The organism is Faecalicoccus acidiformans, from assembly GCF_014202635.1.
GTDB lineage: Bacteria > Bacillota_I > Bacilli_A > Erysipelotrichales > Erysipelotrichaceae > Faecalicoccus > Faecalicoccus acidiformans.
Genome location: NZ_JACHHD010000005.1, coordinates 43,688 through 70,188, shown reverse-complemented (window position 1 = coordinate 70,188; position 26,501 = coordinate 43,688). Strand labels below are relative to the sequence as shown.

Here is a 26,501-nt window from a genome sequence, read left to right as displayed (position 1 = left end):
CACAGTGTTTTAATTATACTATCACAGCCCTATTTTTCAAAGGTTTTTCGCTTTCTATTCCTTGACGATCTTAACTTCTTTTGTCCATTGATAACCATTTTGATGAATCGTTTTGATCATAGAAGCATCTTGTAAGCCATGTCGCAGCCGACTGATACTTGCCGAAACTGCATTCGTATCCACTTGTTTATTTCCGCGAATCTCAATCAGATCCTGTAAAAGCTCCCGCGTCAAGATCTGTCCGGGATGTTTCAAAAATACAAGCAGCATCTCGTATTGTTCCGGCATCAAGGAAATCGTTTTCGTATGCACCATAACTTTTCGGCTAGGCAAATCTACCACAAGGTTCCCAGAAAATATTTTTTTAATGGACGGCTCCAAGACGCGATCAGGATCTATCCAGAGGCCATGATGTCCATAGATCTTCTGTTGGCGAAGCACTTGCATATGATGGCGAGTGATAGCGCCTTTTAAATAAATTCTGTTTTTCTCTTTGGCATACCATTCTGTCTTGTTTGAAAGATCCAGCTTTTCCCAAAGTTCTTTTTCCACCATAAACCGAATCTCGACAAAATCACGCATGATCTCTCCTCCTTTCTGCGCATCTAAGAAAGCATAGATTTCATTTTGAAACAAGAATTCTTGAATAAACCAAAAAATTTTTGTTTGAACAAAAAATAAAAAAAAAGAGCGATAAGATTCCACTAAAAGCTGAATCTTATCACTCGCTACTCTTCTTTTTCTTCTTCATCCTCCGTTTTCGGGAATATAAAGACTTGATCTCCATCCTGGGTCACATGATATCGCCCTCGAGCATATAAACTCGCATAATCCGGATTGCTGAGGTTTTCATAAGTCTTCTTCAACTGCTCTTTTTCCTCTTTCAAATCTTCGATCTGCTGCTGATTTTCTTGAATGCTTAGACGAAGTTCAGCCGTTGTTTGCAGATCCTGGATCCCGCTCCACGTCAAATACATTGTTCCCCCTAATAAAGCTCCGCATAAAACGATTTTTTTCAAGGGAGAGCCCTTTAGTGATCGCTTTGGTTTGAGCGCCTTATTTTTTTTGATCTTATACTGTTTAGCCATAGTATTCCCCTTTATAACAGTATAGCATATTTTTATTTCCCTTTCACAAACAGCGAAAGAATCGCAATATCACTTGGATTGATCCCGGAAATACGGGAAGCCTGTCCCAGTGTTCGGGGGCGGATCTGATCCAATTTTTGCCGCGCTTCTAAACGTAAGTTATCCATATGCAGATAGTCCAGATCCAAAGGCAAGACTCTAGATTCCATAGTCTGCAAATGGCGCGCATCCCGTTTTGCCTTTTCAATATAGCCGGCATATTTCACTTCGATCTCAATCTGGGATGCGATCTTAGGATCGATCGTTTTCTGGATCCACGGCAAAAGATCTTTCACTTTCACTTTAGGGCGTTTCAATAACTCTAAGGCACTCATGCCGTGACCCAGTCCATCAAACCCCAGCGAATGTAAATAGGCATCGATATCTGGCCCTGGTTTGATATGAACCGTTGCCAACGCTTCTTTGGTTGACTGGATCATATCCATTTTCTTTAAAAAATCCTCATATCGTTCTTTGGATACGACCCCTATCTCATATCCTTTTCGCAGCAGGCGCTGATCCGCATTATCGTGTCTTAATAACAAGCGATATTCAGCACGAGACGTTAAAAGCCGATACGGCTCCTTGGTTCCCTTTGTACAAAGATCATCGATCATGACCCCGATATAAGCTTCGTCTCTTTTCAAGATAAAAGGAGGTTTTTGATCGATTTTTAAACAAGCATTGATGCCTGCCATCAAGCCTTGTCCGGCCGCCTCTTCATAGCCGCTGGTTCCATTGATTTGGCCAGCCGTAAAAAGATTTTCTATGATCTTATTTTCCATCGAAGGCTTCATCTGCAAAGGATCCACCGCATCATATTCGATCGCATAAGCGTATTTTTCAATCTTAGCGTTTTGAAGACCCGGAAGCGAATGAACCATTTCTTCTTGTACATCCACTGGCATAGATGTAGAAAACCCTTGGAGGTAGATCGTATCCATGCTTTTAGATTCCGGCTCTAAAAACAGCTGGTGCCGTTCTTTATCCGCAAAGCGGACCAGTTTATCTTCAATGCTCGGGCAATAACGAGGCCCCACCCCTTTGACCAAGCCAGAATACATTGCCGAATCGTGAAGATGATTTCGAATGATCTGATGCGTCAGTGGCGCAGTATAAATCAGATGACAAACTTCCTGATTTTCAAAAGAGAGGACATCCGATGGTTTTGTAGTTTCAGAAAACGCAAAGAAATCATCTGTTCCCGGCTGCACTTCGGCTTGAGAAAAATCAATCGAATCTTTTTGTATTCTTGGCGGTGTCCCTGTTTTTAATCGAAAAGTACGTACACCATGTTTTCTTAAACACTCGGAAAGGGTCTGAATCGTCGGCTGATCCTCAGGTCCCGATTCTGTAGCAGTATGCCCGCGCAGAATGGTAGAAGCCATATAAGTACCAGTAGTAAGGATCACGGTCTTAGAGAAAACCTCCCGACCATTTTGCAGGCGAATCCCTTTGACGCACTGATTTTCTATGATCAAGGAAGCACACCCTTCTTCGATCACCTCTAGTCCTGGCGTTTGCGACAAGATTCGAGCCATCTCTTTCTTATATTCCACTTTGTCGCTTTGCACACGTAAAGACCAGACCCCCGGGCCTTTGGTCGTATTCAACATTTTAAACTGCAAAGCCGTCCGGTCCGCAACAAGCGGCATCAAGCCTCCTAAAGCATCGATTTCGCGAACCACGATTCCTTTGGCCGGACCTCCTATGCTGGGATTACAAGGCATAGAACCTGCCATATTTAAATCCAATGTCACTAAGGCCGCTTTCTTTTTCATTCGACAACAAGCCATAACCGCTTCAATACCGGCATGACCTGCCCCCACAACGATCACATCATACATGACGCCCACCTCTTCCAGGCAATCGTAAACGAATATGGAACACGGCCTGCGGCAAACGCAAAAGGCATGCTGCTGCAAGTCCTACCACAAAGGTGATCAAGCCATTGCAGCACATCAACAAAAAGGCGATTAATTTTGAACCTTCGGATCCAGTGAATCCGATTGCGTTCAAAAGGCTGCAAACAATCCACATGACCAACACAACCACACCGGTTCGAATCAGGATAATGCCTGTCTTTTTGAAATTTACCTGATAGCTCTTCTGAACTTCTCGCAAGTTGAATAAGATCATATAGCCATCTCCAATCAAAGAACTCAAAACACTGCCTGCAAATCCGAAAATCATCGTCAGCGGAACAATCAGACAGCCTTTGATCAAAGTTGCGATCATGATCCGCTTCAGCGAAGCTTTCTTAAGCCCCAACGCCATCATCAGATTGGTCGTGACCGGTCCTACAGTCCCTAAAAATCCTTCGAATGCCATCCAACCCAGAACATAACTGCTCATCGAAAGATTTTCAGTATAAAATAACGTATAGTTAATAGGCTGCGCATACAAAAAGATGCAAAATGAAATTGGTATGCCGATGCACAATACGACATTCAAACAATCAATGATATTCTTTTTTGTCCGCTTCCAGTCTTTTTTCGTCAAAGCTTCTGTAATATGCGGAATGATGGCCGCCGTAAATCCCGGCGCTAAGATCATCGGAATCGCAGTGATCTTGACACCGACATAATTAGCAGCAGATATGATGGTTGAGATCGTAGCTTCATCATATTGATGAAGATGCAGACCGGTAGGAAGGAGTACAGCATTGAAGATCTGCTGGCTATATCCAAAAATGGCAGAGATCATATAAGGCACAGCCAAGATACACATCTCTTTTAATAAAGCCTTGGATGAGTGAGTGGTTTCTGATTGTATTTTTGCTTGCGCTTTGATTCCTTTGATCTTGTTCTTATCAAAACGAATAAACTGAAGAATCCCGGCAATGGCTGCAACCGATGTCGATAACACAGAAACATACAAGGCCCATTTTCTCTCCAGACCAATAATGTATACAAACAAGCATGAAACAGAAAGCAAAAAGCCGACACGGAAAACCTGTTCAAACGCCTGAGAGAATGCATATTGTTCCATTTCCTTACGGCCCTGATAAAAGCCGCGGAACGCCGATAACACAGGAACCAGAAAAACCGCCAAAGACAAGATCTTTAAACTGACAGACATCACTTCGACGCTTTGCGCCACCATCAAAGGAGCCAGCACCCCTGAGAAAGCAAACATCATCAGCATGCCGAAAAAGCCTAAAACAGCTAACATTCCGATTGAGCATTTACGAATCAGAAGGACTGCTCTCGCATCCTTCAAGACAGTATAACGAGCCACCAAAGTCGCAATCGCAAACGGAAAGCCGGCCGTGAACACGCTCAACACATAAGAATAGATATTATATGCCTGCCCATAAATTCCCATATATGCATCCGAACCAAGAATGCTGGAAAAAGGAATCGCATAAATGATTCCAATCAGCTTCGCAACAAACATGCCGCCAGTACCGACCAGGCCGCTAAGAATGATTGATTTTTTAACCCGTGAGGATTCCTGCATGCACTTCTCTCCTTTACTTCGTAAGCTTCATTATATCATACGTTGATTGTATGGAAGATTTTTTTTCTTGTTTGCGTTATAGTTAAATCAAAGAAAGAAGAGGATACTATGACACAATCGATTTGCACCGCCAATCAGGCCAGACAGGCAGACACTCTTGCCATACAACAATACCGTATACCTTCTTTGCTCTTGATGGAACATGCAGCACAAGAATGCTTCTGTCTTCTAAAAAAGCGCCTTCAAAACGCCAGATCTTCCGTGATCGTGTGCGGCCCCGGCAATAATGGAGCAGACGGATTGGCCATTGCCCGGCTTTGTAAAGATCACAAGATCCAGTGTACCGTCTTCTTACCAGACCCCTGTCATCTGTCTATGGATGAAAGAATTCAATGGGATATGATTCAAGCGCTGGACATTCCGCATATATCCGATCTGGAGCCGGCTTTAAAAAAAATAGAGCAAGCCGATGTAATCATTGATGCCCTCTTTGGCAACGGCCTGGATCGGCCAATCCAGGAACCTTATTCAAAAATCATCCAAACGATCAACACTTCGAATGCTTTTGTCGCCAGCATCGACATTGCCAGCGGTCTTCAGGCAACTACCGGAAAAGCTTTAGGCATCTGCGTCCATGCCGACCAGACTTTAGCCATCGACTGTTTTAAGACCGGTCATTATCGAAATGAAGGAAGACAATATTCCGGACAGCTTTTCTGCCTTCCAATCGGCATTCCCGATCATCTTCACGATCGATTGAAAACAGCCCTTCTCCTTGAAACAAAGGATGTCCAAATTCCTTTGCGAAACAGCCACAGTCATAAAGGCACCTTTGGAAAAGCCTTGATGATCGGCGGCAGTCAATCTATGCACGGAGCGATCACGATGGCCTGCCAAGCTTGTTATCGCAGCGGCATCGGCACTTTGACTTGCATGATTCCAGACTGCATCCAAGAGATCGTCGGTCAAAAAATGGAATTTGCGATGAATCTTTGTGCCCCTTCTCAAGATGGGACATTTGCTCTTGAAGGTGTGGCATGTCTAGATCAGGAAAAATCAAAATATGACATTCTTTCTTTGGGCAACGGCATGGGGCGAACCAAGGCAACTGAACTTTTTGTCGAGCACGCTTTAAAAAGTGATGCCTGTGTCTTATTAGATGCCGATGCTTGCTGGGGCCTAAGAGATCAACTCCATCTTTTGGATAGAGAGGCCCCTGTCCTTTTGACACCGCATCTGAAAGAAATGACTTATTTGTGTCAAAAAGATTTAAAAACGATCCAGGAAGATCCTTTCGATACGGTTTCCACCTTCTGCAAAGAGCATCCTCAATGTACCCTGATCTTGAAATCAGACTTTACATTGATTGGTCACCAAGACAAACTGTATGTATTCGATCACGCCAATTCAGCTCTGGCAAAAGGAGGCAGCGGGGACATTCTTTGCGGGATCTTAACCGGTCTGTACGGCCAATGCCGAGATCCTCTACAAGCAGCGACGACAGGTGTGATGATCCATAACTTATGCGCTGCCATCAAAAAAGATCCTGCCAGCGTAATGCCGCAGGATCTGATTGAACAGATTCCAATCGTATTTTCATCATTAAGGGAAAACTGATTTTCCCTTTTTTTATAAGATCTGAAGGTGTAAATAATACACATGCGGATGAAACATGAGAGTATTGAATCCGTAAGCTTCATAATCATCCTCATCCTGGTCCCAATCATTATTAAGTTTTGCCAACAAAGAATCGATTTGTTTCGAATCCAATTCTGCCGTTCCATAAAACTCTAAACAGTCCTTTAAAGATGGCTGAGGTCGGCTGGGCGAAAATGATAACGTTGGGCACTTTTCCAATAGTTGTTTCTTGATCTCAGCTTCCAAAGTTTCAGACTCTTGATCGATCACAACATGCAGTCTTATGCGCATTGTCCGTCCTGTTCCAAGATATAACGACAGAATTTTTTCAGATTCTGATCATTTTCCAACGTGATAACTTTCCCTACACTCAAATTTAAAGCGGCGATCTTCACTTCTCCATCGCTTACCGACATATTTAATGTGCCCGTTACATTTTCATAATAGATATCATATAAATAACTGATGCGAGCTTCGGATTCTTTCTTGCTTTGCAGCTCAAAGTGCAGATCTTTTTTGTTCTTCAACAAAACACGTATCGCTCCGGCTCCGCTGGATGGAATTGATTTTCCCATAACTTTACCTCCTAATGTTTTTCTGCTTCGTATGTGATCTGGATCCCTAAGCTGTTATAGACAGAGGCATCCACATGGGCTACATCGCATGTGATGTGCGCTTGTGTTCCCCGCAGCTGTTTTAACTGGCTCATGGCCTTTTTGGCTTGCGGATTCTTTTGGGCGCTCAGACTAAGGGCAATCAAGATCTCGTTGGTATGAAGGCGAGGATTCTTACTGCCTAGATAATTCGTTTTCAGTTTCTGGATGGGACCAAATGCTTCTGGCTCTATCAGCAGAACATCATCATCGATTCCAGCCAAATGTTTGATCGCATTCATCAAGACGGAAGAACAAGCCCCCATAAAGTGAGTGGTTCGACCAGTGATGATCGTTCCGTCCTGCAATTCCATAGCACCGCTGAAGGAATGCGTATCTTTTTCTTTTTGGCGTGCTGCCACCACGCAGCGACGATCCAGTTCTGTCACATCCGCCTGTTTCATGACCAATTCTTGTTTTTGGATCTCTGATTCTTCGCATTCTTCTTTTACGAATCGTGTCTTGGTGACAAAATAGCGGCGAATGATCTCCTGACGGCTAGCCTCTTGGCAAGTCTTGTCATCTTGGATACAGAACCCGGCCATATTGACTCCCATATCCGTTGGCGATTGATAAGGGCTCTTTCCATAAATTGCTTCAAATATATTTCGTAATACAGGAAAGATCTCAATATCGCGATTATAGTTCACCGTTACCTTTCCATACGCTTCTAAATGAAAAGGATCGATCATATTCACATCGTTTAAATCAGCCGTAGCTGCTTCGTATGCTAAATTGACCGGATGATTCAGCGGCAGATTCCAAACTGGAAAAGTCTCATATTTCGCATAGCCGGCTTTAATGCCGCGAACATGATCGTGATACAGCTGAGACAGACAAGTTGCCATTTTCCCTGAACCCGGACCCGGCGCTGTGACAACAACTAAAGGACGCTGTGTCTTGATATATTCATTTTTGCCGAATCCATCCTTTGAGATGATTTTTTCCGTATTCGTTGGATACCCGTCAATAAAATAATGATAGTAACAATTGATCTTGCGGCGCTTCAGCTTTTGTTTAAAACTATCCGCCATCGTCTGCCCTGTATACTGTGTGATCACAACGCTGCCAACGAATAAGTCAACTTTTTTAAACTCCTTGATCAAGCGCAATACATCTTCCTCATAAGTGATTCCTAAATCTGCTCGGACTTTGTTTTGTTGGATATCTTTTGCACTGATCACGATTACGATTTCTGCCTGATCTTTTAACTGCAGCAACATCTGCAGCTTGCTGTCGGGACGAAATCCCGGCAAAACACGGGAAGCATGATAGTCATCAAACAGCTTTCCGCCAAATTCCAAATACAATTTATCGCCAAATTGACTGATTCTCTCTTTGATATGTTCTGACTGCATAGCCAGATATTTTTGGTTATCAAACCCGATTTCCATAACATCACCTTCATTTTCAATACGTCTATTCTACCACAGCCCTCTTTTGAATGCACAGAAGAAAAGACCGTTTTGGGTACGGTCTCATGCTTTTTGATTGATATAAGGTGCTACAAGATCATCATCTAGCATAGTTTCATGTAAGCTGTCATCGATCTTGTCGATCTCTTCTGCCAGATTCAGAGCGTGATCATTGATACGGTCATAATCTGTCAAGATTCTTGAGAATGCGATTCCTAATTCACTGGAAATGCTCTTGTCCTTCAAACCTTGGATCTGAACATTTCTCCATTCTTGAGTATTCTCATCGATCTCGTTGTTGTAGGCATTGGCCTTTTCCAAATTGAAAATGTAATCGTACATCTTGAAAGTCCGTTTTTTCATCTTTTTCAGGATCCGTTTTTCGTTATCGCTCATGTTCTCTTTATTGACGATCACAGCCTGACGATCCATATTGATCGCATAATCAGAGATTCTCTCCAGATCAACCAGCATCGTGTAATAGGCGGTCAAGGCTTGAGAAGTTTCGATATTCATGCTCGCATAACCGAAAGCATCTGAAATATATTTTGAAATTGCCCGATTCAAGAAATTGACTGTTTTTTCACGCTTTTCAATTTGTTCAGAACGCTCTTCTTTATAGTGGATCAGCTGATCAAAAGAATCACTGACATTGGTATAAGCCAACTTCATCATACGCATTACTTCATCATTGACCTGCTGAATATTAATGGCAGAAAGACCAATGATCTTATTGCTCTTTGGCAGAGGCTGCAAGTACATCAATCCTTCAGAATCGGCTTGCATCGGTTCCGACGGCAATACCTTCTGGGCAAAGGCTGCCAGATATGTACCAAACGGCAACAAGAGAATCGTTGTAACGACATTGAACAACGTATGCATGTTGGCAATTTGCTGAGCTGCATTATCCGGCGACCACGCGGAAACAACGGCTGTCAACGGAGTCAAAAGACATACTGTTGTAAAGATGATCGTACCGATGATATTAAAGCTCAAGTGAATCACTGTCGTTTGTTTTGCTTCGCGGCTGGTACCGATCGATGCCAAAACGGCAGTGATGCAAGTACCGATATTTTGTCCAAACAAGACAAAAACGGCTCCATCCAAACCAATCAAACCGCTGCGCGCCAACGCCTGCAAGATACCCACCGACGCAGAAGAACTCTGAATAATAGCGGTAAATACAGCTCCGACCAAGATTCCGATCACCGGGTTGGAGAAATTTGTGATCAATGAAATAAAGGTCTGCGATTCACGCAATGGTTCCATGGCTGTGGACATCATATCCATACCAATGAACAAAACCCCTAAACCGGCGATGATCAATCCAAAATAATTCAACTTTGGATTTTTTAAGAAAACAATCAGTACTACCCCGGCAAAAGCAATCAGCGGGGCAATTTCACTTACATTCAAGGCAACCAGCTGCCCTGTGATCGTTGTTCCGATATTGGCACCCATGATGATCCACACAGCCTGCTGAAGCGTCATCAACCGAGCATTGACAAACCCGACAACCATGACCGTAGTCGCACTGCTTGACTGAATAATCGCAGTAATGATAGCCCCTACGGCAACACCTAAAAAGCGATTGGATGTCAATTTTTCCAAAATCTGCTTCAACCGGTCACCAGCCGCTTTTTCCAGACCATCAGACATCATTTGCATGCCATACAAAAACAGGGCCAAGCCCCCTAATAGTCCCAATAATAGTGATAGATCCATAACTCTTCTCCTTTAATGCAATCTACTCTTACATAATAAAAGGCAGAGCTATGGATTGCAAGCACATATTTTACGAACTTATTACGAAATTTTAACCCTGTTTTTACATTTTTCTATTTTCCTGAACTCCCTAGCTTCCCCGTCTTTCGCAAAGATGCGATTTCCTGCAATTTTTCGTAAGAAATCTCTTCACTTTCGAGCTGCGGCATCACCAACAAAACTCCTTGGCAGATCGCTTTCTCATAAGGATAGATCAAACAATTCTCTTTTTCTTGTTGCGACCATGACTTTAAGGCTTCCTGTTTCACAATAAAGATTGGTTTGTCATTCACATTTGTAATTGGGGCCATATATTCTCCCCTGTATCCAGAATCGATCACTCCGCTTCGCTGCGCCAATCCTTTCGTTCCAGAAGACCCTCTTTCTTTTAAAAACATGACATAGCGAGAATCAAATGCGCTGGCAACTCCCAAAGGAACGAGTTTCGTTGTCAAGGGATCGATTCGAAGATAGTCCTCTTCAAAACAAGGATACAGATCATATCCTGCATCTTCCTCTCTCTTGGTAGGAATAATGGCATCTTCTTTGACTTTTGCCCAAAATAATTTATCCATTTTCTAATAATTCCTTTCTATAGATCTCAACCAGATCTTCTAAACGCCATCGTGCATTGGCCGCCGAAGTAGAAGGGCAACTAACGACAGGAACAAAAAGATCTAATGATTTCAACAACCTCTCGCTTGTTTTTCCGTTGCACAGTATTTTTTGAATGCTGGAATTGGTTTCCAGCACCTCTTGAATAGGATTAAGGCGAACATCCCGAATAGCCGAATCTGCACTGCCTGGCCGAACACAAGAATGACAAACATCCCACAACGCAATTTTCTCTTTTTTCAACAAAGCCAATCGCTGCATTCGGGTATCCGTCTCAACCCCATAGATTTTTGACAACATCGGCCAAAACCGATTCGTTTTATTCGCATAGTAAAAATCCTGATGCAAGCTTTCTACACTAGGCATAGAACCTAAGATCAAGATTCGGTCATTGCCATGGACGATAGGATCAAAGCCTATGATTCTAGACATATTCCCATCAAATCAAAAGTCTTTGCTTCTGTGATCTGAACTAAGACAAACGAACCGATTTCTAAATCTTTTTCACTCGTAAAAATGACCTGACCATCCACTTCATCTGGAGCGTCCGCTTTGGATCTTCCGCGATAGCGATTGCGCAACGCTTCTTTTTCTTCCACCAGCACTTCCAAGACCTGGCCGATTTTCTGTTTGTTTTTTTGCGAAGAGATTTCTTCCTGAATCTGCATCAGACGTTCCAGACGTCTTTGCGCAACCTGCGGTTCGATCGAATCCGGCAGATCATAAGCAGGAGTATCTTCTTCTTTTGAATACGTGAAGGCACCCATGCGATCCCATTGAATCTCTTGTATAAAATCTACTAACTCTTCAAATTCTTCTTCTGTCTCAGAAGGAAATCCCACGATCATCGTCGTTCTTAAGGTCGGTTCTTCAAACATATTCCGAATTTTAGAAACCAGTTTTTGAACCTCTTCTTTCGTAGAACGGCGATTCATGGCTCTTAACATTCTGGCATTGGCATGCTGCATCGGAATATCAAAGTAAGGTAAAACCTTCGATGATTCTTTCATCGCTGTCAACAGCTCATCATCGATCTCATCCGGATACATATATAAGATACGGACCCAATGCAAGCCTTCGATTTGATCCACTTTTCGGATCAGATCGGCTAATTTTAAAGATCCATAATTGTCCAGGCCATACTTAGTCGTATCTTGCGCAATCAAAGTCAGTTCTTTGACTCCCAGTTGTACCAGGTGTCTAGCTTCGACAAGCACTTCTTCCATCGTTTTCGAGACTTGATCTCCGCGAATCAAAGGAATCGCACAATAGGTACAATGGTTGGAGCATCCATCGCTGATTTTCAAATAAGCTCGATAGGGCATGGAAGACAGGACTCGTTGATCGGGATCCATTTCTTTTGTGAATCCTTCCCCTAAAAGACTTTGGAGGCGCTTTGCAAACTGTCCATAGTCGCGAATCGGGATCACCGCATCAATTTCAGGAATCTCAGTCGTCAGGGCATCCGTATACCGCTGAGCCAAGCATCCGCAAACAATCAATTTTTTCAGATGCTTTTTCTTATACTGTGCCATTTCAAAAATCGTGGCAATCGACTCTTCTTTTGCCGGCTCTATAAAGCCGCATGTATTGATGATGATCGCATCTGCTTGGGATGGCTCAGCGACGATCTGATGACCATTGGCTTGCAACATCCCCATGATTTCTTCTGAATCGACCAGATTTTTACAACATCCTAGCGAAACAAACCCAATTTTCATTCTGCATCCTTCTTTCGATAGATCATTCGATTCTCTAAAGCAAAAACACGGGGACCAAAATGTCCTGGCTGCGTAGTTTCGATCGTCTTTTTCATCATATCCAAACGAGCATCCAAGTTATCCAATAACGACAAAACTTCCGCTTCCGGGATCATCGGCAATACGGGCGAACCAAATTCCTGCTTTCCATGATGACTAAGGACCATATGTTTCAACAACATCACTTCTTCAGTCTTTTCACATTTCAATTCACAGGCTGCTTTTTCAATTTCATGGGTACCGATTGAAATATGTCCGATCAAATTTCCCTCTGTCGTATATTCCGGCAAGATCATCGAAGAAAGTTCCTTGATCTTACCAATATCATGCAAGATTACGCCTCCCATCAACAAATCAGCATCCAGCCATGGATATTCACAAAGCACATGTTTAGCCATCCGTAACATGGTCAACGTGTGATAAGCCAAACCACCCACAAAATTATGATGATTTCTCGTTGCTGCCGGATAGGTATAAAAATCTTCTTGTACTTCTTCCAAAACTTTCAAGACCACTCTTTGAATCACACCATCTTTCATTTCCAAGATGGCCGCCATGATCTCTTCTTCCATTTGCGCTTTGGTCATAGGAGCATTTTGTACATATTGACTGACATCCTTTCCTTCCAACGGTGTCAGTTTACGCACCCGCAGTTGCATCGCATTTTTATGAAATAAAATATCTCCCTGCGCTTCTACGATCATGCCGGTATGGTATTGAGCAATCATTTGATCTGTTAAATTCCAAAACTTGGCATCCAATATCCCGGAAGCATCTTCTAACGCTAACGATAGATACGGAGTATTCTTTACTGTTTTTCCCCGCTCACAGCGAGAAATCAAACATTCGATTGTAACAGGTCCTTCCTGTACGATATCTTTGATCATATTGACTCTCTTTCTAATACTTCATCAATTTCCGATATGGAAAATCCTTTTCTTAAACAATACATACGAATCTTTTCAGTCCGTTTGGGCTCTTCTAAAGAAGCGTAAAGGCGGTGTGCTTTTTTAAGACTACGCTGCAGAGCTTGTTCATCGTCTTCTTCCAGTTCAACCGTATTCCCGGCCTCTTTAGCAACTTCGACCGAAAAACCTTTGGATATCAATTTTTTGATGATCGTCTGACGTTTCAATCGCTCACTTTGTTCTTTTAAGGTAGCTTTGAAATGCTGCGCGCTCTTTATTGCAGCATGCAATTCTTCTTCGCTGTCCAATTGGTCGCAAGCTTGTTCGATCCACTCTGACGCAATGCCATCTTCTCTAAGTTTAGCTTCGATCTTACGCTTGCCATATCCGTAATCCGCCCATATCAAGGCTTTATCTAAGGCATACTGACGGTCATTGATCCATCCTCGTTCCTGAAATTCTTCAACAAGCGTGCTTGCTTCCTCCAAAGACAAATCATATTTCTTATGCGCCATCTCACGAACTTGATATGCCGTATGATCTTTGCTTAACACTTTCTTTTTGATCTGTATATAAGCTTGATAATAATTCTGCATCGCCAAGTAATCTTCTACGACATAGGCATCCAGATTGGTTTTGAGCCCGATCCGCAAATCAAAATAATCATCCATCGGGATCTGTAAATTGACAGGTTCTTCATCGCAATCCCGTTTTAAGACCAGCTTCACAAAGTCGCCCAGGATCTTGACTTTTTCGACTGTGAAACTTTGATGATAATCATCGATAGCTTGCGCATAGACTGCCAAAGCTTTGGAAGCAAACATTTTTGTTGAATACGGTTTGGTCTTCGATATGCATATTTCCCGCATTTCTTCTCGTTTCGAATCTGAAAGCGAGAAAAAAAGCTCCCATTTTTTGACCAGCTCCTCTTCATCATCAAAATAAAAGCCGCTTTGTCCTTCCTCTAACAAGCCCTCTAAAACTTCATCTCGACGCCCAAAAATAGGAAGCCCCGTCGCCAATGCCTCGAGATAGGTCATCCCTTGGGTCTCGCTCAAAGAAGCGGAAACAAACGCATCAAAAGCGGCATAATAATAGGGAATGTCTTCTTTCGGACGACGTCCTAAAAAATGGACGCGGTCTTCGACATGGTATTCTTTAGCCACCATCTGATAATAAGCTTCATCGGTTCCGCCTCCTACGATCACTAAATGGAGATGCGGGTCCTGGCTTTTCGAAACAGCTCGAATGGGCATATCGATCGTCTTTTCTTTCGCAATACGTCCGACAAAAACAATGACATGATCCTGATCGGAAAGATTGAGCGAAGAACGAATTTGTGCAATTTTTTCAGGATCCAGATGATTTTTATCAAACAAAGAAAGATCCAAGCCGGTTGGCACGATATAAATGGGTGTTGTAACTCCATATTGGAGCAAGGCTTGTTTTGTTTTTTCGCTGGGAGCAATCACTGCTTGCGCGTGGTTCCCCAAAATCTTGGACAAAGAGCGAATCGCCAGACGCCCCATTCTTTCTACGGTTTCAAAATCCAGAGGATTAACATAATGCGTATAATCTTCATACATCGTATGGTAAGTATACACTAAAGGAATGTGTAATTGTCTGGCCATTTGGCGGGCAAAGATTCCGACCCCGGCTTCCGTCTGTACATGGATCACATCCAAGTTCATCTCGCGCACGATCTTTTCGGCACGAATCTGAATAGGACTGGACATTTTATACCCATAAAACTTTTTTAATTCCAGACCACCTAACCGTAAGATATTGTCTTTCATTTCAATATTAGAGCCTTTATGGTTAGAAATCACATAAACTGTATGTCCTTGTTCCTCTAAAGCCCCTTTTAGGGTCGCCACACTGCTGACGACCCCATTGATATCTGGTAAGTATGCATCTGTAAATAAACCTATACGCATAGAATCTCCTCCCTATTCCACTTGGATCGAATCTTCTTTCGCCATGGTATCCCTGCGTTCATAAAGATTTTTGGCAACCATAAAACAGATCCCGCCAATCAGCAATACGATATGATAGGTCGAAAACCGCCACAAGATCATCACGGCACTGGTTAAAGTTCCCATCATTGAACTAAACAATAAGTTAAATACAACTTCTGTTCCGCCGCTGGCCCCTGGAATAGGAATAAAGCTGTTCGCCATGGTCACAAAGCTGCTCAATGCGATGACATCCAGCATCTGCGGCCACTCTAACGGAATATGCAAAGCCAATCCCACTAAGAACGGCAAGGAAAAAAGTAATGTCAAACGCACCGTGTTGACCAGAGCACATAAAATGATCCGTTTGATATCTGTAGAAAGATTCTTGATCTCTTTTGTGAAAGAAGTCATCTGCAGATTCCAGGAATCTTTGGTTTTCTCCGGATTTTTTAATATGTGAAGTTTTCCTAAGATTTTTGCCAAAAAGCCAGCCAATCGAATATAGATTTTTGGAAACAATGCCATCGTATACAAAGCCAAGATCACGACCGCATTGACTACATAGCCCAACAAGATGATATTGAACCATCCTGACTGAGCCTGATAGTAACCAAAACGCAAAACAAACAAAATTGTGACATAGATCATCATCGTAGTCTGATAGATAATAAAATCCGCCCACAACAAGCTGGCTGCATCGCTTACACGCATGCCTTGTTTTTTCATGATATACGCTTGAGCAAATTGACCTCCTGTGCTGCTTGGTGTTATCCCCGCAAAAAAGGTGCCGACAAACGCAACAAGGACTCCTTGGCCGATAGAATACTTCGGAACATATTTTCGCCCTAAAATAAAATAGACAAAGCCCCAGACAACCGTATATAGAACACCCCAGCACAGAATCAGAATCAAAGAAAACGGCCGAATCTGGGCAATCGCTGAAAGGACCTCTTTATAATTATCTTTTAAGGCGAACCAAAGTACGCCGACCGTCAACAAAAAGATGACCGCTATATTCAATATATATTTACTCTTTTTCATGATCGTTTTGTCTTATGTTTTTTCGGCTTCTTTTTCTTAGAAGTATTCTTATCCTTTCTAAGCTCATATTGTTTTTCTCCGTAAGCACTCAAGTAAAATTCGCGCCACATTTGCAGCACATGTTCCTTTGAATAGAACTCACTGAGAATCAGCGATTCCCTCTGATATTTTTCATAAATATCCGGATTTTCCCTAAGGCTTTGAATACAGGCGACAAATCCTTCATTATCACCGGCACTCATGTGATGCCCGAATAAAATATCTTTATATAGATCTAAATCGCGAAGCACCAAGGGTACATGCACATTGACGGCTTCCAAAATCGTCATGGGAAACAGTTCATTGTAACTTGGCACGAAAAGGACATTTGCGGCATTATAAAGATTGACCATTTCTTCCCGGGGAACAATGCCTAAAAAATGGACATTTTTTGGAGGGTTTTTCTGGATCTTTGATAACTCATCATACCCTTCCGTAATGACCCCAAAAGAAAAGCCTCCGGCCCATACAAAAGTAACATCCGGCATAGCTTCTGCGACTTTCACAAAGTCTAAAACACCTTTTCGTGTCTGTACTTGTCCGGCCCCCAATACGACAAAGGTATCAGGATCGATTCCCAGCTTTTCGCGATACGCTCTGTTTTCTGCTTCCGGTTTTGGATAGAAAGTCTCTTTGGAGACATAGTTAGGAATATAATAGACATTTTCCCGAGGAATCCCTAATTCGACCAAGGGATCAATAAAACAAGGATTCACAACGACCAAACGGTCCGCAGTTTTATAAAATGTGATCAAATAATTCGCAAAAACCTTAAAAAAAGGACTGGGAATCTTTAAACTTTCATCCACTGTTTCAGGTAAAAAGTGACAATACGCAATATTGACCGCCTTTTTATCCTGCATCTTTACAAAAAAAGTAGGGTCAATTGTATGAAAATGCTGGATATCTGGTTTCGATGTCCAATCATTGATTTTTACGTCAAATAAATCGCTCGCTCCTTCTCGGATCAAAGCCACCTGTTCTTCATAGGCACTTCCAACGCCTTGGCCATCGACCTTATCTGCACTGGAATACATGATCAGTTTTAATCGGGTACTTTTCACAGCAACCTCTCTTTCGTTTAAATTCATTATATCAATATCCCGAATAAAGGAAAAGTGCCTGATTCCTTTAAGGAGCCAGGCACTTTTTCCGGAAAGTTTTTAAGAAAGGGAATTTGATTATGAAGTGAGCCTTTATCCTTGGCTCGATGTTAGTTTACAAAAAAAGTTTGAGATTGTTACGGAGAGAATATGTGAGAGTTTGTGAAAATGATTATTTATGTTTGCGCTGTTTTTTCCAAACCCCTAATTTATCTTCAATCGCTTTAGCAATCTTATAAGGGCATGTGATCTCTTCTCCTTTGGAAAGCTGCAGCATTCCTTTTTTAAACAGTCCGTCCTGATACGTGATCTTTTTGATCATTCGAAAGCGAATGCACTGTCCCTCAAAGAAAAAAGAATCCGCTCCAAACAAAACCCGATAACGCATCGTATAATCAATTCCCAAAGCAAAGAATAATATGCCTACACAAACATAGATCAGCAAATAAGCTGCTTCATAGCCATCGGAAAAGCCCATAAATGTCAAATAGAGCACCAGAACCCCCAAGGCAAACATACCGGATGAAGGCCCTTTATCCATTCGCAAAACTTCCAAATCCGAATGTCCTTGTTCAAAATGCTTAGCTTCCTTTTTATATCGCAACAAACGGGCAATCGTCGTCCATACAACATAGACCCCCAATAAGATAAAAATCCCATTGAGCACCCAAACCATCATGCCTGTTGTTTCCATATCCATTCCTCCTTACACGCAAGGTATTATACCAGAAGAAAGGAATATGCTACAATGGGGTAGATGAAAGAGGAATGCACATGGAAATCGAAAAAAACAACGAACAACTCATGGAACGCCTCAACAGCTCTTCCATGTTTCTTCAAAGCAACGATATGCGCGTCACGGAAGTCCGGCAAGGCTATGCCAAAGTTGAAATGATCATTGATGAACAGATCTTAAATATTCATGGATTTGTCCATGGCGGCGCCTTGTTTTCATTAGCCGACACGGTAGCCGGTGCCGCCAGCTTTGCGACGGGGCGCGACAGCGTCACCTTGACCGGAACGATCAATTATATCAAACCTGGAAAAGGCGGCAAACTGATTGGAATTGCGCAAGAGATCTCACGCGGCAGAACCACCGGAGTCTATGAAGTTTTTATCTTCAACGATCGCAACACCTTGCTTTCGCGGGCAACCTTTACGATGTTTTTCTTAGATTCCGACCGGATCAAAGCCAAAAAACAACAAGAATCAAAATAAAGAACGAGGAACCCCTCGTTCTATTTTTATGCCCCTAATACAAAAGAGCAGCTTGGTTCCTCGTTAAAGATATTGTCATAAAAATTGAGTTTTAACCCGGTATCTCCAGCTGGTTCTTCAAAACACATCCGCCCGGTAATGCTTCCGCCCGGCGTCAATTCTCCCGAATCCAACTGATTGTCTAAATCCACAACGAACGCATTATCGATCTCCTGTCCTTGGGAATTCAACATCTTAAAATTATAGGGATTGTAATCCACTTTATCTTCTGAGCCATTTTCAATGGACACAGTAACGATCACATATTCTTTTCCCGATTCTGGCGTATTATAGCTAAAGCCACTATTTCTTTCAACCGCGGTCAAAGTATACTTCACTCCGTCAATATCAGCCGTCTCATTTAGAGCGTATTCGCTTTTTTGTTCTTCCTGTTTGACTTCTCCGCCTTCTGTGGATGGTTCTTCATCTGACGAGCATGCGCTCATCCCCAATAAGCACGTCAATACAAGAAAACCCGACAGTATTTTTTTCATCTTCTGATCCTCCTTCATAAAAACTCTGTTTTCACTTTTGGAGTATACAGAAAATCAAGATCAAAATGGTATGCTCAGAGCATAATCCAAGATCATCAAAATCGTGATCCCGGCAATCAAAAGAGCAAAATAGATACCCAAAAAAGCTAAGATCCGAACGCCTTTTGATGAATAGCGAAGCAATCTTTGACGATTGCAGTAAAGAAGCTCTAACCACCCAAAGACACTAGAACACCCCACTAAATACAAAAAATCAAAATGAAGCGATGTATTATGAGACGTATCAATGGAAATGACCATCAAAAGATTCAAAATGTATCCCACCCAGGAAAGCACTTTTCCTTTGGTTGTCGCATTGTTCCAGCCCGGGATCACAAACTGTTTTCCTTGGATGGCCGCTTTGAACTGGCGTGCCGTTTCATATCGATGATGGGGATCCAATTGAATGGCCTTTTCAATGACGGATGCATACTTTCCATTCGCTTTGCCTTCAATTTTTCCCGTCAACAACATCAAAAATAATTTGCCGCATGAATAAATATCACTTTGCGGTCCCGATTGATCAAAGCCGAACTGTTCCGGAGAAGCATACCCCGCACTTCCCAACAAAGTCGTATCCCGATGTTTTTGCGGGTCATACTGTCGGGCAATATCAAAATCAAACAAGATGACTTTTCCGGCGCGATAAAAAATATTTTCCGGTTTGATATCGCGATGAATGATCGGCGGATCCAAATGATGCAGAGCATCCAAAATGTCGCATAGCTGACAAAGAATATCCGCCGCCTGCCGTTCCGATACAGGATAGAGAGTATCTAAAGTCGGAGCCTGGATATATTCTTCTAACACGACCAGACGGCCTTCTTGAATCGTGACTTGCTCAATTGCAGGGATCCCTGAGATCTGGCTCTTTTTCAAACTTTCAAACACGAAAAAATCCCCATGTTCCAATTCTCTTTGGATCCATAGGGTTTGGTCGCGCTTGCGCAAAACTAAAGAAATCTTCTTAGAAGGAGTTTCTTTTAATACTCGTATCGTTTGAAACAGAGGAGGTATCATTTTTATCTTGCCTATCTTTCTTAGGTATTTTACCATATTTTAAAAGGAGTTTACCGTGATGATCCCTACACAACAACTTTTAGAGCTGCTGAAAGGCTCCGCTTCGCTTCCCGAGATCCTCCAACAAATCCCTGATTTGGATTTTCCTGGTTACTTGCAGTCGTTGATGGAGCTACATGATTTGAAAAAAAATGAAATCATTGCCAAAACGAACATTCAAAGAAACTATGCGTACCAGATCTTTGATGGATCTAAACATCCCGGACGCGATAAAGTATTGCAGATCGCAATTGCCATGCGTTTAGACCTGCACCAAACTAACAATCTTCTCGCCCTCAGCAACAATGGATCTTTATATGCCAAAGTCAAAGAAGATGCCATCTTGATCTATGCCATCCACCATCATTACGATCTAATGAAAACCAATGAGTTATTAGATGCTCATGGACTGAAAATTCTGGACTGAAACACAAAAAAAGTGAACTCGATGGTTCACTTTTACTATTTAAATGATCTTTTAAAACGCTCAAACGGACTTTCTTTTTGTCCGTGACGAAGCTGTTCATAGAGTTCACGTTCTTTTCTTGTCAATTTTCTCGGGATCTCGATCTGCACTTCGACAAATTCATCTCCTGTCGCTCGTGATGTCTTAACCCCTTTGCCTTTTAAACGGAACTTCGTATTGGGTTGCGTGCCCTCCGGAATCTTTAACTCTACATCCCCGTATACCGTCGGAACCTGCACACTTGTGCCAATGGTCGCATCCAAAGCGCTGATCGGAATCTGGATATAAATATCATTGCCTTCCCGTTTAAAAGTAGAATGCGCTTGAACGATGATCTCGATATACAGATCGCCATTCGGTCCTCCGTTAGATCCTCGCTCCCCTTTTCCGGCAATTCGGATCTGTTGTCCGGTCGAGATCCCTGCAGGAATTTTAATATCCAGCTTAACCCGCTTATGTTCATAGCCTTTTCCATGACATTGATGACATGCACGAGATACTTTCTTACCCGTTCCATGACAATCAGGACAGACAGACTGCTGTTGGATGACACCAAACATGCTTCGCTGCTGCGTCATGACATACCCAGAGCCATGACAAGTCGGACACGTCTGCACATCGCCAGGTGTTTCCGCCCCGCTGCCGTGACAATGCGGACATTGTTCATCCACTTCTAAAGAGATGGTCTCTGTCTTGCCGAAAATGGCATCCATGAAGCTGATGCGCATCTGCATATATCGGTCTTGCCCTTGGCGAGGTTGATTGGAACTGCGGCGAGAAGATCCTCCAAACCCAAAACCAGATCCGCCAAAAAAGGACCCGAAAATATCGTTGAGGTCTCCAAAATCAGAAAATCCACCCTGAAATCCGCCTTGACCAAAGGAGCCGTCCACGCCGGCATGACCAAACTGATCATAACGAGCGCGTTTTTCCTGATCGCTCAAGACTTCATACGCCTCGTTGATTTCTTTGAACTTATCTTCAGCACCCGGATCATGATTCACATCGGGGTGATACTTCATGGCCAGTTTACGATAGGCTTTTTTGATTTCATCTTCGGTGGCGCTTTTACTAACGCCCAAAACATCATAATAGTCTCTTTTTTCAGCCATGATCGTCCCTCCTATCTCAAACGAAAGTTCTAGCGTCTGCTAGAACTTTGACTCTTAGTGTTTTTCAGTAAATTCGCCATCCACGACATCATCGTTCGTGTGCGTATTTGCATTGCCTTGGTCATTGGCCTGCTGCTGATACATCTGCTGTCCGGCCATCTGAGCGGCTTTTTCCAAGGCGTCCAGTTTATTTCGAACATCATCCATGTTATTTTCATCCAAAGATTTCTGCAGATCATCACGCAGTTTCTTTGTTTCTTCCGCTTGTTTTGGATCAATCTTATCCTTGCCATCTTCTAACATGGCATCAATCTGAGCAATGAAGCCTTCTGCACGATTTCTTAAATCGATTTCATCTTTTCGTTTTTCATCTTCAGCTTTATGCTCTTCGGCTTCACGAACCATGCGGTCGATTTCCGCATCACTTAGTCCGCTTGAATTCTGAATCGTGATGGATTGTTCTTTTCCTGTTCCCTTATCTTTGGCACTGACATGTACGATACCATTGGCATCGATATCAAATGTAACTTCGATCTGAGGAACGCCTCGACGAGCCGGTGCAATTCCTGTCAGCTGGAAGTTTCCTAATTCTTTGTTGTCAGCTGCCATTGGACGTTCACCTTGCAATACACGGATATCTACAGCCGGCTGATTATCGGCAGCTGTTGAGAAAATCTGCGATTTGCTTGTTGGGATCGTTGTGTTACGAGGAATCAATACCGTCATAACACCACCCATAGTTTCAATACCTAAAGACAATGGTGTAACATCCAGCAAAAGAACGTCTTTTACATCGCCTGAAATGACACCGCCCTGAATGGCAGCTCCCATCGCAACGGCTTCATCAGGATTGACAGAATGATTAGGATCTTTACCCAATGCTTTACGCACCGCTTCTTGAACAGCTGGAATACGAGTCGATCCTCCAACCAAAAGAACCTGGTCGATTTCATTTTTCGATAACTTGGCATCACGCAATGCGTTCTCGATTGGGATCAAAGTACGATCTACCAGCGATTTTGTCATCTCATCAAATTTTGCACGCGTCAACGTTGCTTCAAAGTGAAGCGGTCCGCTAGCCCCTGCCGAAATAAATGGCAAGCTGATCTGTGTCTGCATTACTCCGCTTAGATCTTTCTTCGCTTTTTCAGCAGCTTCTTTCAGTCGCTGCAATGCCATCGCATCTTGTTTCAAATCAATTCCATTTTCTTTACGGAATGTTTCTGCCATCCAGTCAACCAATACATTGTCGAAGTCATCACCACCCAGATGAGTATCTCCGTTTGTAGAAAGAACTTCAAATGTACCATCTGCCAAGTCCAAGATGCTGACATCGAAAGTTCCTCCACCTAAGTCATAGATCAAAACTTTCTGTTCTTTATCTGTTTTATCGATTCCGTAAGCCAAGGCAGCAGCTGTTGGTTCGTTGATGATACGTTCTACTTCCAATCCTGCAATCTTACCGGCATCTTTAGTTGCCTGACGCTGTGCATCGTTGAAGTAAGCCGGTACTGTGATCACGGCTTTGGTAACTGGTTCTCCCAAGTAATCTTCAGCATAAGATTTCAGATACTGAAGGATCATAGCGCTGATTTCCTGCGGTGTGTACTGCTTTCCTTCTGCTTCTACTTTTTCATTCGTTCCCATCAATCGTTTGATGGAAGAAATCGTGTTTTTGTTCGTAACTGCCTGACGTTTGGCAGCATCCCCAATGATGCGTTCTCCATTCTTAAACGCTACAACACTTGGAGTTGTACGATTTCCTTCCGGGTTCGGGATCACTTTTGAATCTTTTCCCTCCATGACCGCAACACAACTGTTTGTTGTACCTAAGTCGATTCCAATAATTTTTGCCATAGTCGATTCCTCCTTATTCACTAACTTTTACTAAAGCGGGCCGTAAAATACGATCCTTTAACATATAACCTTTCTGCATCACTTCTAATACGATTCCAGCTTCTACACCTTCCTGGGCTTCCTGCATCAATGCCTGCATCGTATTGTGATCAAAAGGTTTTCCCATTGCTTCAATTTCCTGGATTCCTTCATTGGTCAAAACTTGGACAAGCTGTTGATGGATCATCTCAAATCCTTTGACATAATTCATCACTTCTTCATTTTCGCTTTGAACACTCAAAGCGCGTTCCATACCATCCAAGATGGGAAGGATTTCCAGCCCCGCCTGCTGGAAGCGATATTTTTTTACCGTATCCGCTTCATTCTGCAGACGCTTTTTCATGTTTTCTGTATCGGCATAAGCTCTGGCAACATCATTCTTTGCTTTTGCCAATTCTTCTTTGAGCTGATCGATTTCTTTTTCCAAAGAATTCTCTGCTTCTGTTTCTTGTTCTTTTACTTCTTCAGGTTCTTTTTCTACGGCCTCTACCGTTTCTTCCTGTTTTTGTTTTTTCTTACTCATTCTTCTTTTGGCCTCCTTTATTCGTAAAGACATCCTCGATCACACTGGACATATAATCCATTAAAGCAATGACCTTGGAATACTGCATACGATTGGGTCCTACGACCATCAACTGGCCTTCTTCATCATTGGTATAGTGGAATTTTGTAGTCAAAACCGAACAGTCCCCGATTTGAATCAGTTCGTTCCGATTATCAATCTGGATGGCCACATTGTCTTCCTGATCCGTCCACTGATGAAACAGGCTCGAGCTTTCCAACACCTTCATCAGCTCCTTCAATTTATTTAAGTCGCTGAATTCTGGCTGATAAAGCATATTGCTGCGGCCGGAAACTTTGACCTTCTCGGTCGCAAATCGCATAAAGGCTGTGACAAAGGCTTCAAAAAGAACTTCGTGACGGACAACTTTGGCAGCCATCAGAGGCTCGATTTCTTTCATCTTTTCAACCACTTCGCTGATCGGCGTGCCAATGAGCTGATCATTCATCAGTTCCATACACGTTTTGATATCTTGCGCGGAAACTTCCGTGCCAAAATCAAAGACCTTGTTTTCGGTATGCCCCTGATCGGTCACGATAATACCGACCGCGCTTCGTTCACTGATAGGAATCAGTTGTACATGCGCCAATTTCTGGGAACGGCTGTCCGGTCCTAAAACGATGCTGGTCAAATTCGTCATATGGCTCAAGATCTCACAGCTTTTATCCACGACTTCATCCAGTGAATAATGCCGTTGAGCGAACACTTCCTGCAAAGCATCCTTGACCTGGACATCCAAATTGGTTTCCATCAAATGTTCGACATAATACCGATAGCCTTTTTGACTGGGAACACGACCGCTGGAAGTATGCGTCTTTTCGAGAAGTCCTGCTTTTTCTAACGTAACCATTTCATTGCGAATCGTTGCGGACGAAACAGGAAAATCCAAAAGCTGCATCAACGTCTTGGACCCAACCGGTTCAGCACAGCGAGTGAATTCATCCACAATTGTTTTAAAGATGATTTTCTGTCGTTGTGTTAATTCCATGGCCAAGACTCCTTTCTAGCACTCTTGTTCTTTGTCTGCTAACAGTATAGCACATTCTTTAGCAAACGCAAGTAAATAGTGCTAAAAACTCAGAAAACTTGCCCTTGCCTCTTTTTGCAGGTTTGATATGATGAATCTATGAAAAAAATTACTTTTTGCCAAGAAACGATCTGCGGCGGCGTCACAATGAAAGATCGCTCAAGACCTGACCAAAACAACATGGCCCTTCATGTCTGCAACGATCCGCAGGGAGTATTAGAAAATCGTCATCAATTGGAAAAAGAAACGATTCCTTTAAACCGATGGGCTTTGGCATGGCAAAAACACACCGATCAGTTTTATCGCGTCACCCGCAAAGACATAGGAAAAGGAGCCTATGATAAAGACACAAGCATTCTGAATGTAGATGCTCTTTATACAACGGAACCCGAAATCTTGATTGGAGTTTTCACGGCCGATTGCCTAGGGATCCTGGTTTTTGATTCGACCACCCCTTGCGTATGCACGATCCATTCCGGCTGGAAAGGAACCGTTCAAAAAATAACCTATAAAACGATTGCCCATCTGATCCAAAAACAGCTGCTTCACCCCCAAACTACACAAGTTTTTTTTGGCCCCTCATTACAATTTGACTCTCTGGAGATCGGACAGGATGTCATCACTCAGATTCAAGCCATGGATATGAATACAGTGCCATTTCTGAAGCCGATTTCTGAGCAAAAAGCTTTGTTTGATAATCAAGGGCTCAACATCCAGATGTTGCGTGATTTAGGTATTCCTTCAGAGAACATTCATCCCAGTTCATACGATACCTTAAAAGATATCCAAGACACATTCAGTTATCGCATGAACAATCGTTTAAAAGAATTTCCAAAATGCGGAGAACACTTTATTTATGGTTATATCGACAAAAAAAGCCTCAATGAATAAATCATGAGGCTTTTCGCCTAAAAGGCAATAAAGGATCTTCGTATCACTTATCTAAGGAAGGATACAGATATGATTAGTTTTGTCTTTTCAGACAGATTTATTGTATCGAAATCATCAAAAATCACAATTTTGGAATCATCTTTTTTTTAATCAAAAAACAATTTTCTTCATTCAAAAAGTTTTTAAATGAAATAGTTTATGTTTTAAAAAAATTA

General features: G+C 42.6%; 26 protein-coding genes. 4 read left to right on the top strand and 22 right to left on the bottom strand.

Annotation, left to right across the window (positions count from 1 at the left end; all coding sequences use genetic code 11):
* Positions 1 to 54: 54 nt before the first annotated feature.
* The 4 genes from HNQ43_RS03445 to HNQ43_RS03430 all read right to left on the bottom strand — a co-directional run bounded on the left by HNQ43_RS03445 (position 55) and on the right by HNQ43_RS03430 (position 4,589).
* Positions 55 to 582, bottom strand: a complete 528-nt coding sequence (locus HNQ43_RS03445; RefSeq protein ID WP_183374794.1) for a winged helix-turn-helix domain-containing protein — start codon at positions 580 to 582, stop codon at positions 55 to 57.
* Positions 583 to 728: 146 nt separating this feature from the next.
* Positions 729 to 1,088 carry an FtsB family cell division protein gene (locus HNQ43_RS03440; RefSeq protein ID WP_183374792.1) on the bottom strand — a complete coding sequence of 120 codons (360 nt, stop codon included), beginning with the start codon at positions 1,086 to 1,088 and terminating at the stop codon, positions 729 to 731.
* 32 nt (positions 1,089 to 1,120) lie between these two features.
* Positions 1,121 to 2,974 carry a tRNA uridine-5-carboxymethylaminomethyl(34) synthesis enzyme MnmG gene (gene mnmG, locus HNQ43_RS03435; protein ID WP_183374790.1) on the bottom strand — a complete coding sequence of 618 codons (1,854 nt, stop codon included), beginning with the start codon at positions 2,972 to 2,974 and terminating at the stop codon, positions 1,121 to 1,123.
* Positions 2,967 to 4,589, bottom strand: coding sequence for an oligosaccharide flippase family protein (locus HNQ43_RS03430; protein ID WP_183374788.1), 1,623 nt, complete (start codon positions 4,587 to 4,589; stop codon positions 2,967 to 2,969). Before HNQ43_RS03430 ends, mnmG begins: the two co-directional genes overlap by 8 nt.
* Before the next feature lie 108 nt (positions 4,590 to 4,697).
* On the opposite strand from HNQ43_RS03430, the gene HNQ43_RS03425 reads away from it, so the two are divergent.
* Entirely contained in the window at positions 4,698 to 6,206 is a 1,509-nt protein-coding gene (locus HNQ43_RS03425) for an NAD(P)H-hydrate dehydratase (protein ID WP_183374785.1), read from the top strand.
* Between the two features lie 12 nt (positions 6,207 to 6,218).
* Here HNQ43_RS03425 and HNQ43_RS03420 read toward each other — a convergent pair whose 3' ends face one another.
* From HNQ43_RS03420 to HNQ43_RS03365, 12 genes are all read right to left on the bottom strand, one after another.
* Positions 6,219 to 6,518 (bottom strand): hypothetical protein, encoded by a 300-nt coding sequence (locus tag HNQ43_RS03420; RefSeq protein ID WP_183374783.1) that lies wholly within the window; start codon positions 6,516 to 6,518, stop codon positions 6,219 to 6,221.
* The gene (locus HNQ43_RS03415; RefSeq protein ID WP_183374781.1) at positions 6,509 to 6,802 is read right to left on the bottom strand and encodes a hypothetical protein; all 294 of its coding nucleotides are present in this window, start codon (positions 6,800 to 6,802) and stop codon (positions 6,509 to 6,511) included. Before HNQ43_RS03415 ends, HNQ43_RS03420 begins: the two co-directional genes overlap by 10 nt.
* An 11-nt stretch (positions 6,803 to 6,813) precedes the next feature.
* Positions 6,814 to 8,274, bottom strand: a complete 1,461-nt coding sequence (locus HNQ43_RS03410; protein ID WP_183374779.1) for a DUF1846 domain-containing protein — start codon at positions 8,272 to 8,274, stop codon at positions 6,814 to 6,816.
* A gap of 84 nt (positions 8,275 to 8,358) precedes the next feature.
* Positions 8,359 to 10,020, bottom strand: coding sequence for a Na/Pi cotransporter family protein (locus tag HNQ43_RS03405; RefSeq protein ID WP_183374777.1), 1,662 nt, complete (start codon positions 10,018 to 10,020; stop codon positions 8,359 to 8,361).
* Positions 10,021 to 10,133: 113 nt separating this feature from the next.
* Positions 10,134 to 10,634, bottom strand: coding sequence for a dCTP deaminase/dUTPase family protein (locus HNQ43_RS03400; protein WP_183374775.1), 501 nt, complete (start codon positions 10,632 to 10,634; stop codon positions 10,134 to 10,136).
* On the bottom strand, positions 10,627 to 11,106 hold the full coding sequence (locus HNQ43_RS03395; protein ID WP_183374773.1) for a DNA-deoxyinosine glycosylase: 480 nt from the start codon (positions 11,104 to 11,106) through the stop codon (positions 10,627 to 10,629). The genes HNQ43_RS03400 and HNQ43_RS03395 overlap by 8 nt, the downstream gene beginning before the upstream one ends.
* The gene (gene rimO / locus HNQ43_RS03390) at positions 11,091 to 12,395 is read right to left on the bottom strand and encodes a 30S ribosomal protein S12 methylthiotransferase RimO (protein WP_183374771.1); all 1,305 of its coding nucleotides are present in this window, start codon (positions 12,393 to 12,395) and stop codon (positions 11,091 to 11,093) included. Before rimO ends, HNQ43_RS03395 begins: the two co-directional genes overlap by 16 nt.
* Positions 12,392 to 13,321, bottom strand: coding sequence for a 3'-5' exoribonuclease YhaM family protein (locus HNQ43_RS03385; protein WP_183374769.1), 930 nt, complete (start codon positions 13,319 to 13,321; stop codon positions 12,392 to 12,394). The genes rimO and HNQ43_RS03385 overlap by 4 nt, the downstream gene beginning before the upstream one ends.
* Complete coding sequence (locus HNQ43_RS03380; RefSeq protein ID WP_183374767.1) at positions 13,318 to 15,279, bottom strand: glycosyltransferase; 1,962 nt, start codon at positions 15,277 to 15,279, stop codon at positions 13,318 to 13,320. The genes HNQ43_RS03385 and HNQ43_RS03380 overlap by 4 nt, the downstream gene beginning before the upstream one ends.
* A gap of 12 nt (positions 15,280 to 15,291) precedes the next feature.
* The gene (locus HNQ43_RS03375; protein ID WP_183374765.1) at positions 15,292 to 16,341 is read right to left on the bottom strand and encodes a lysylphosphatidylglycerol synthase transmembrane domain-containing protein; all 1,050 of its coding nucleotides are present in this window, start codon (positions 16,339 to 16,341) and stop codon (positions 15,292 to 15,294) included.
* Complete coding sequence (locus HNQ43_RS03370) at positions 16,338 to 17,444, bottom strand: glycosyltransferase family 4 protein (RefSeq protein ID WP_425321251.1); 1,107 nt, start codon at positions 17,442 to 17,444, stop codon at positions 16,338 to 16,340. Before HNQ43_RS03370 ends, HNQ43_RS03375 begins: the two co-directional genes overlap by 4 nt.
* Before the next feature lie 211 nt (positions 17,445 to 17,655).
* Positions 17,656 to 18,177, bottom strand: a complete 522-nt coding sequence (locus HNQ43_RS03365) for a hypothetical protein (protein WP_183374763.1) — start codon at positions 18,175 to 18,177, stop codon at positions 17,656 to 17,658.
* Between the two features lie 80 nt (positions 18,178 to 18,257).
* Between HNQ43_RS03365 and HNQ43_RS03360 the strand changes: the two genes are divergently transcribed.
* Complete coding sequence (locus HNQ43_RS03360) at positions 18,258 to 18,701, top strand: PaaI family thioesterase (protein WP_183374762.1); 444 nt, start codon at positions 18,258 to 18,260, stop codon at positions 18,699 to 18,701.
* Positions 18,702 to 18,727: 26 nt separating this feature from the next.
* Here HNQ43_RS03360 and HNQ43_RS03355 read toward each other — a convergent pair whose 3' ends face one another.
* Together HNQ43_RS03355 and HNQ43_RS03350 are read right to left on the bottom strand one after the other, a co-directional pair.
* Positions 18,728 to 19,234 (bottom strand): DUF4352 domain-containing protein, encoded by a 507-nt coding sequence (locus tag HNQ43_RS03355; protein ID WP_183374761.1) that lies wholly within the window; start codon positions 19,232 to 19,234, stop codon positions 18,728 to 18,730.
* A 60-nt stretch (positions 19,235 to 19,294) separates the two neighbouring features.
* Positions 19,295 to 20,293, bottom strand: a complete 999-nt coding sequence (locus HNQ43_RS03350; RefSeq protein WP_183374760.1) for a serine/threonine protein kinase — start codon at positions 20,291 to 20,293, stop codon at positions 19,295 to 19,297.
* Positions 20,294 to 20,351: 58 nt separating this feature from the next.
* On the opposite strand from HNQ43_RS03350, the gene HNQ43_RS03345 reads away from it, so the two are divergent.
* Positions 20,352 to 20,759, top strand: coding sequence for a hypothetical protein (locus tag HNQ43_RS03345; protein ID WP_183374758.1), 408 nt, complete (start codon positions 20,352 to 20,354; stop codon positions 20,757 to 20,759).
* A gap of 35 nt (positions 20,760 to 20,794) precedes the next feature.
* Here the strand turns inward: HNQ43_RS03345 and dnaJ are convergent, their stop codons facing one another.
* From dnaJ to hrcA, 4 genes are read right to left on the bottom strand one after another with little or no spacing between them, the layout of a single operon-like run.
* A complete protein-coding gene (gene dnaJ / locus HNQ43_RS03340) occupies positions 20,795 to 21,910 on the bottom strand; it encodes a molecular chaperone DnaJ (protein ID WP_183374756.1) in 1,116 nt (371 codons plus the stop codon).
* Between the two features lie 54 nt (positions 21,911 to 21,964).
* Positions 21,965 to 23,767, bottom strand: a complete 1,803-nt coding sequence (gene dnaK / locus HNQ43_RS03335; protein WP_183374754.1) for a molecular chaperone DnaK — start codon at positions 23,765 to 23,767, stop codon at positions 21,965 to 21,967.
* A gap of 13 nt (positions 23,768 to 23,780) precedes the next feature.
* On the bottom strand, positions 23,781 to 24,329 hold the full coding sequence (gene grpE, locus HNQ43_RS03330) for a nucleotide exchange factor GrpE (RefSeq protein ID WP_183374745.1): 549 nt from the start codon (positions 24,327 to 24,329) through the stop codon (positions 23,781 to 23,783).
* On the bottom strand, positions 24,322 to 25,356 hold the full coding sequence (gene hrcA / locus HNQ43_RS03325) for a heat-inducible transcriptional repressor HrcA (protein WP_183374743.1): 1,035 nt from the start codon (positions 25,354 to 25,356) through the stop codon (positions 24,322 to 24,324). The genes grpE and hrcA overlap by 8 nt, the downstream gene beginning before the upstream one ends.
* A 138-nt stretch (positions 25,357 to 25,494) precedes the next feature.
* Here hrcA and HNQ43_RS03320 point away from each other — a divergent pair, with 138 nt between their 5' ends.
* Positions 25,495 to 26,286 carry a purine nucleoside phosphorylase YfiH/LACC1 family protein gene (locus HNQ43_RS03320; protein ID WP_244957030.1) on the top strand — a complete coding sequence of 264 codons (792 nt, stop codon included), beginning with the start codon at positions 25,495 to 25,497 and terminating at the stop codon, positions 26,284 to 26,286.
* Positions 26,287 to 26,501: the final 215 nt, after the last annotated feature.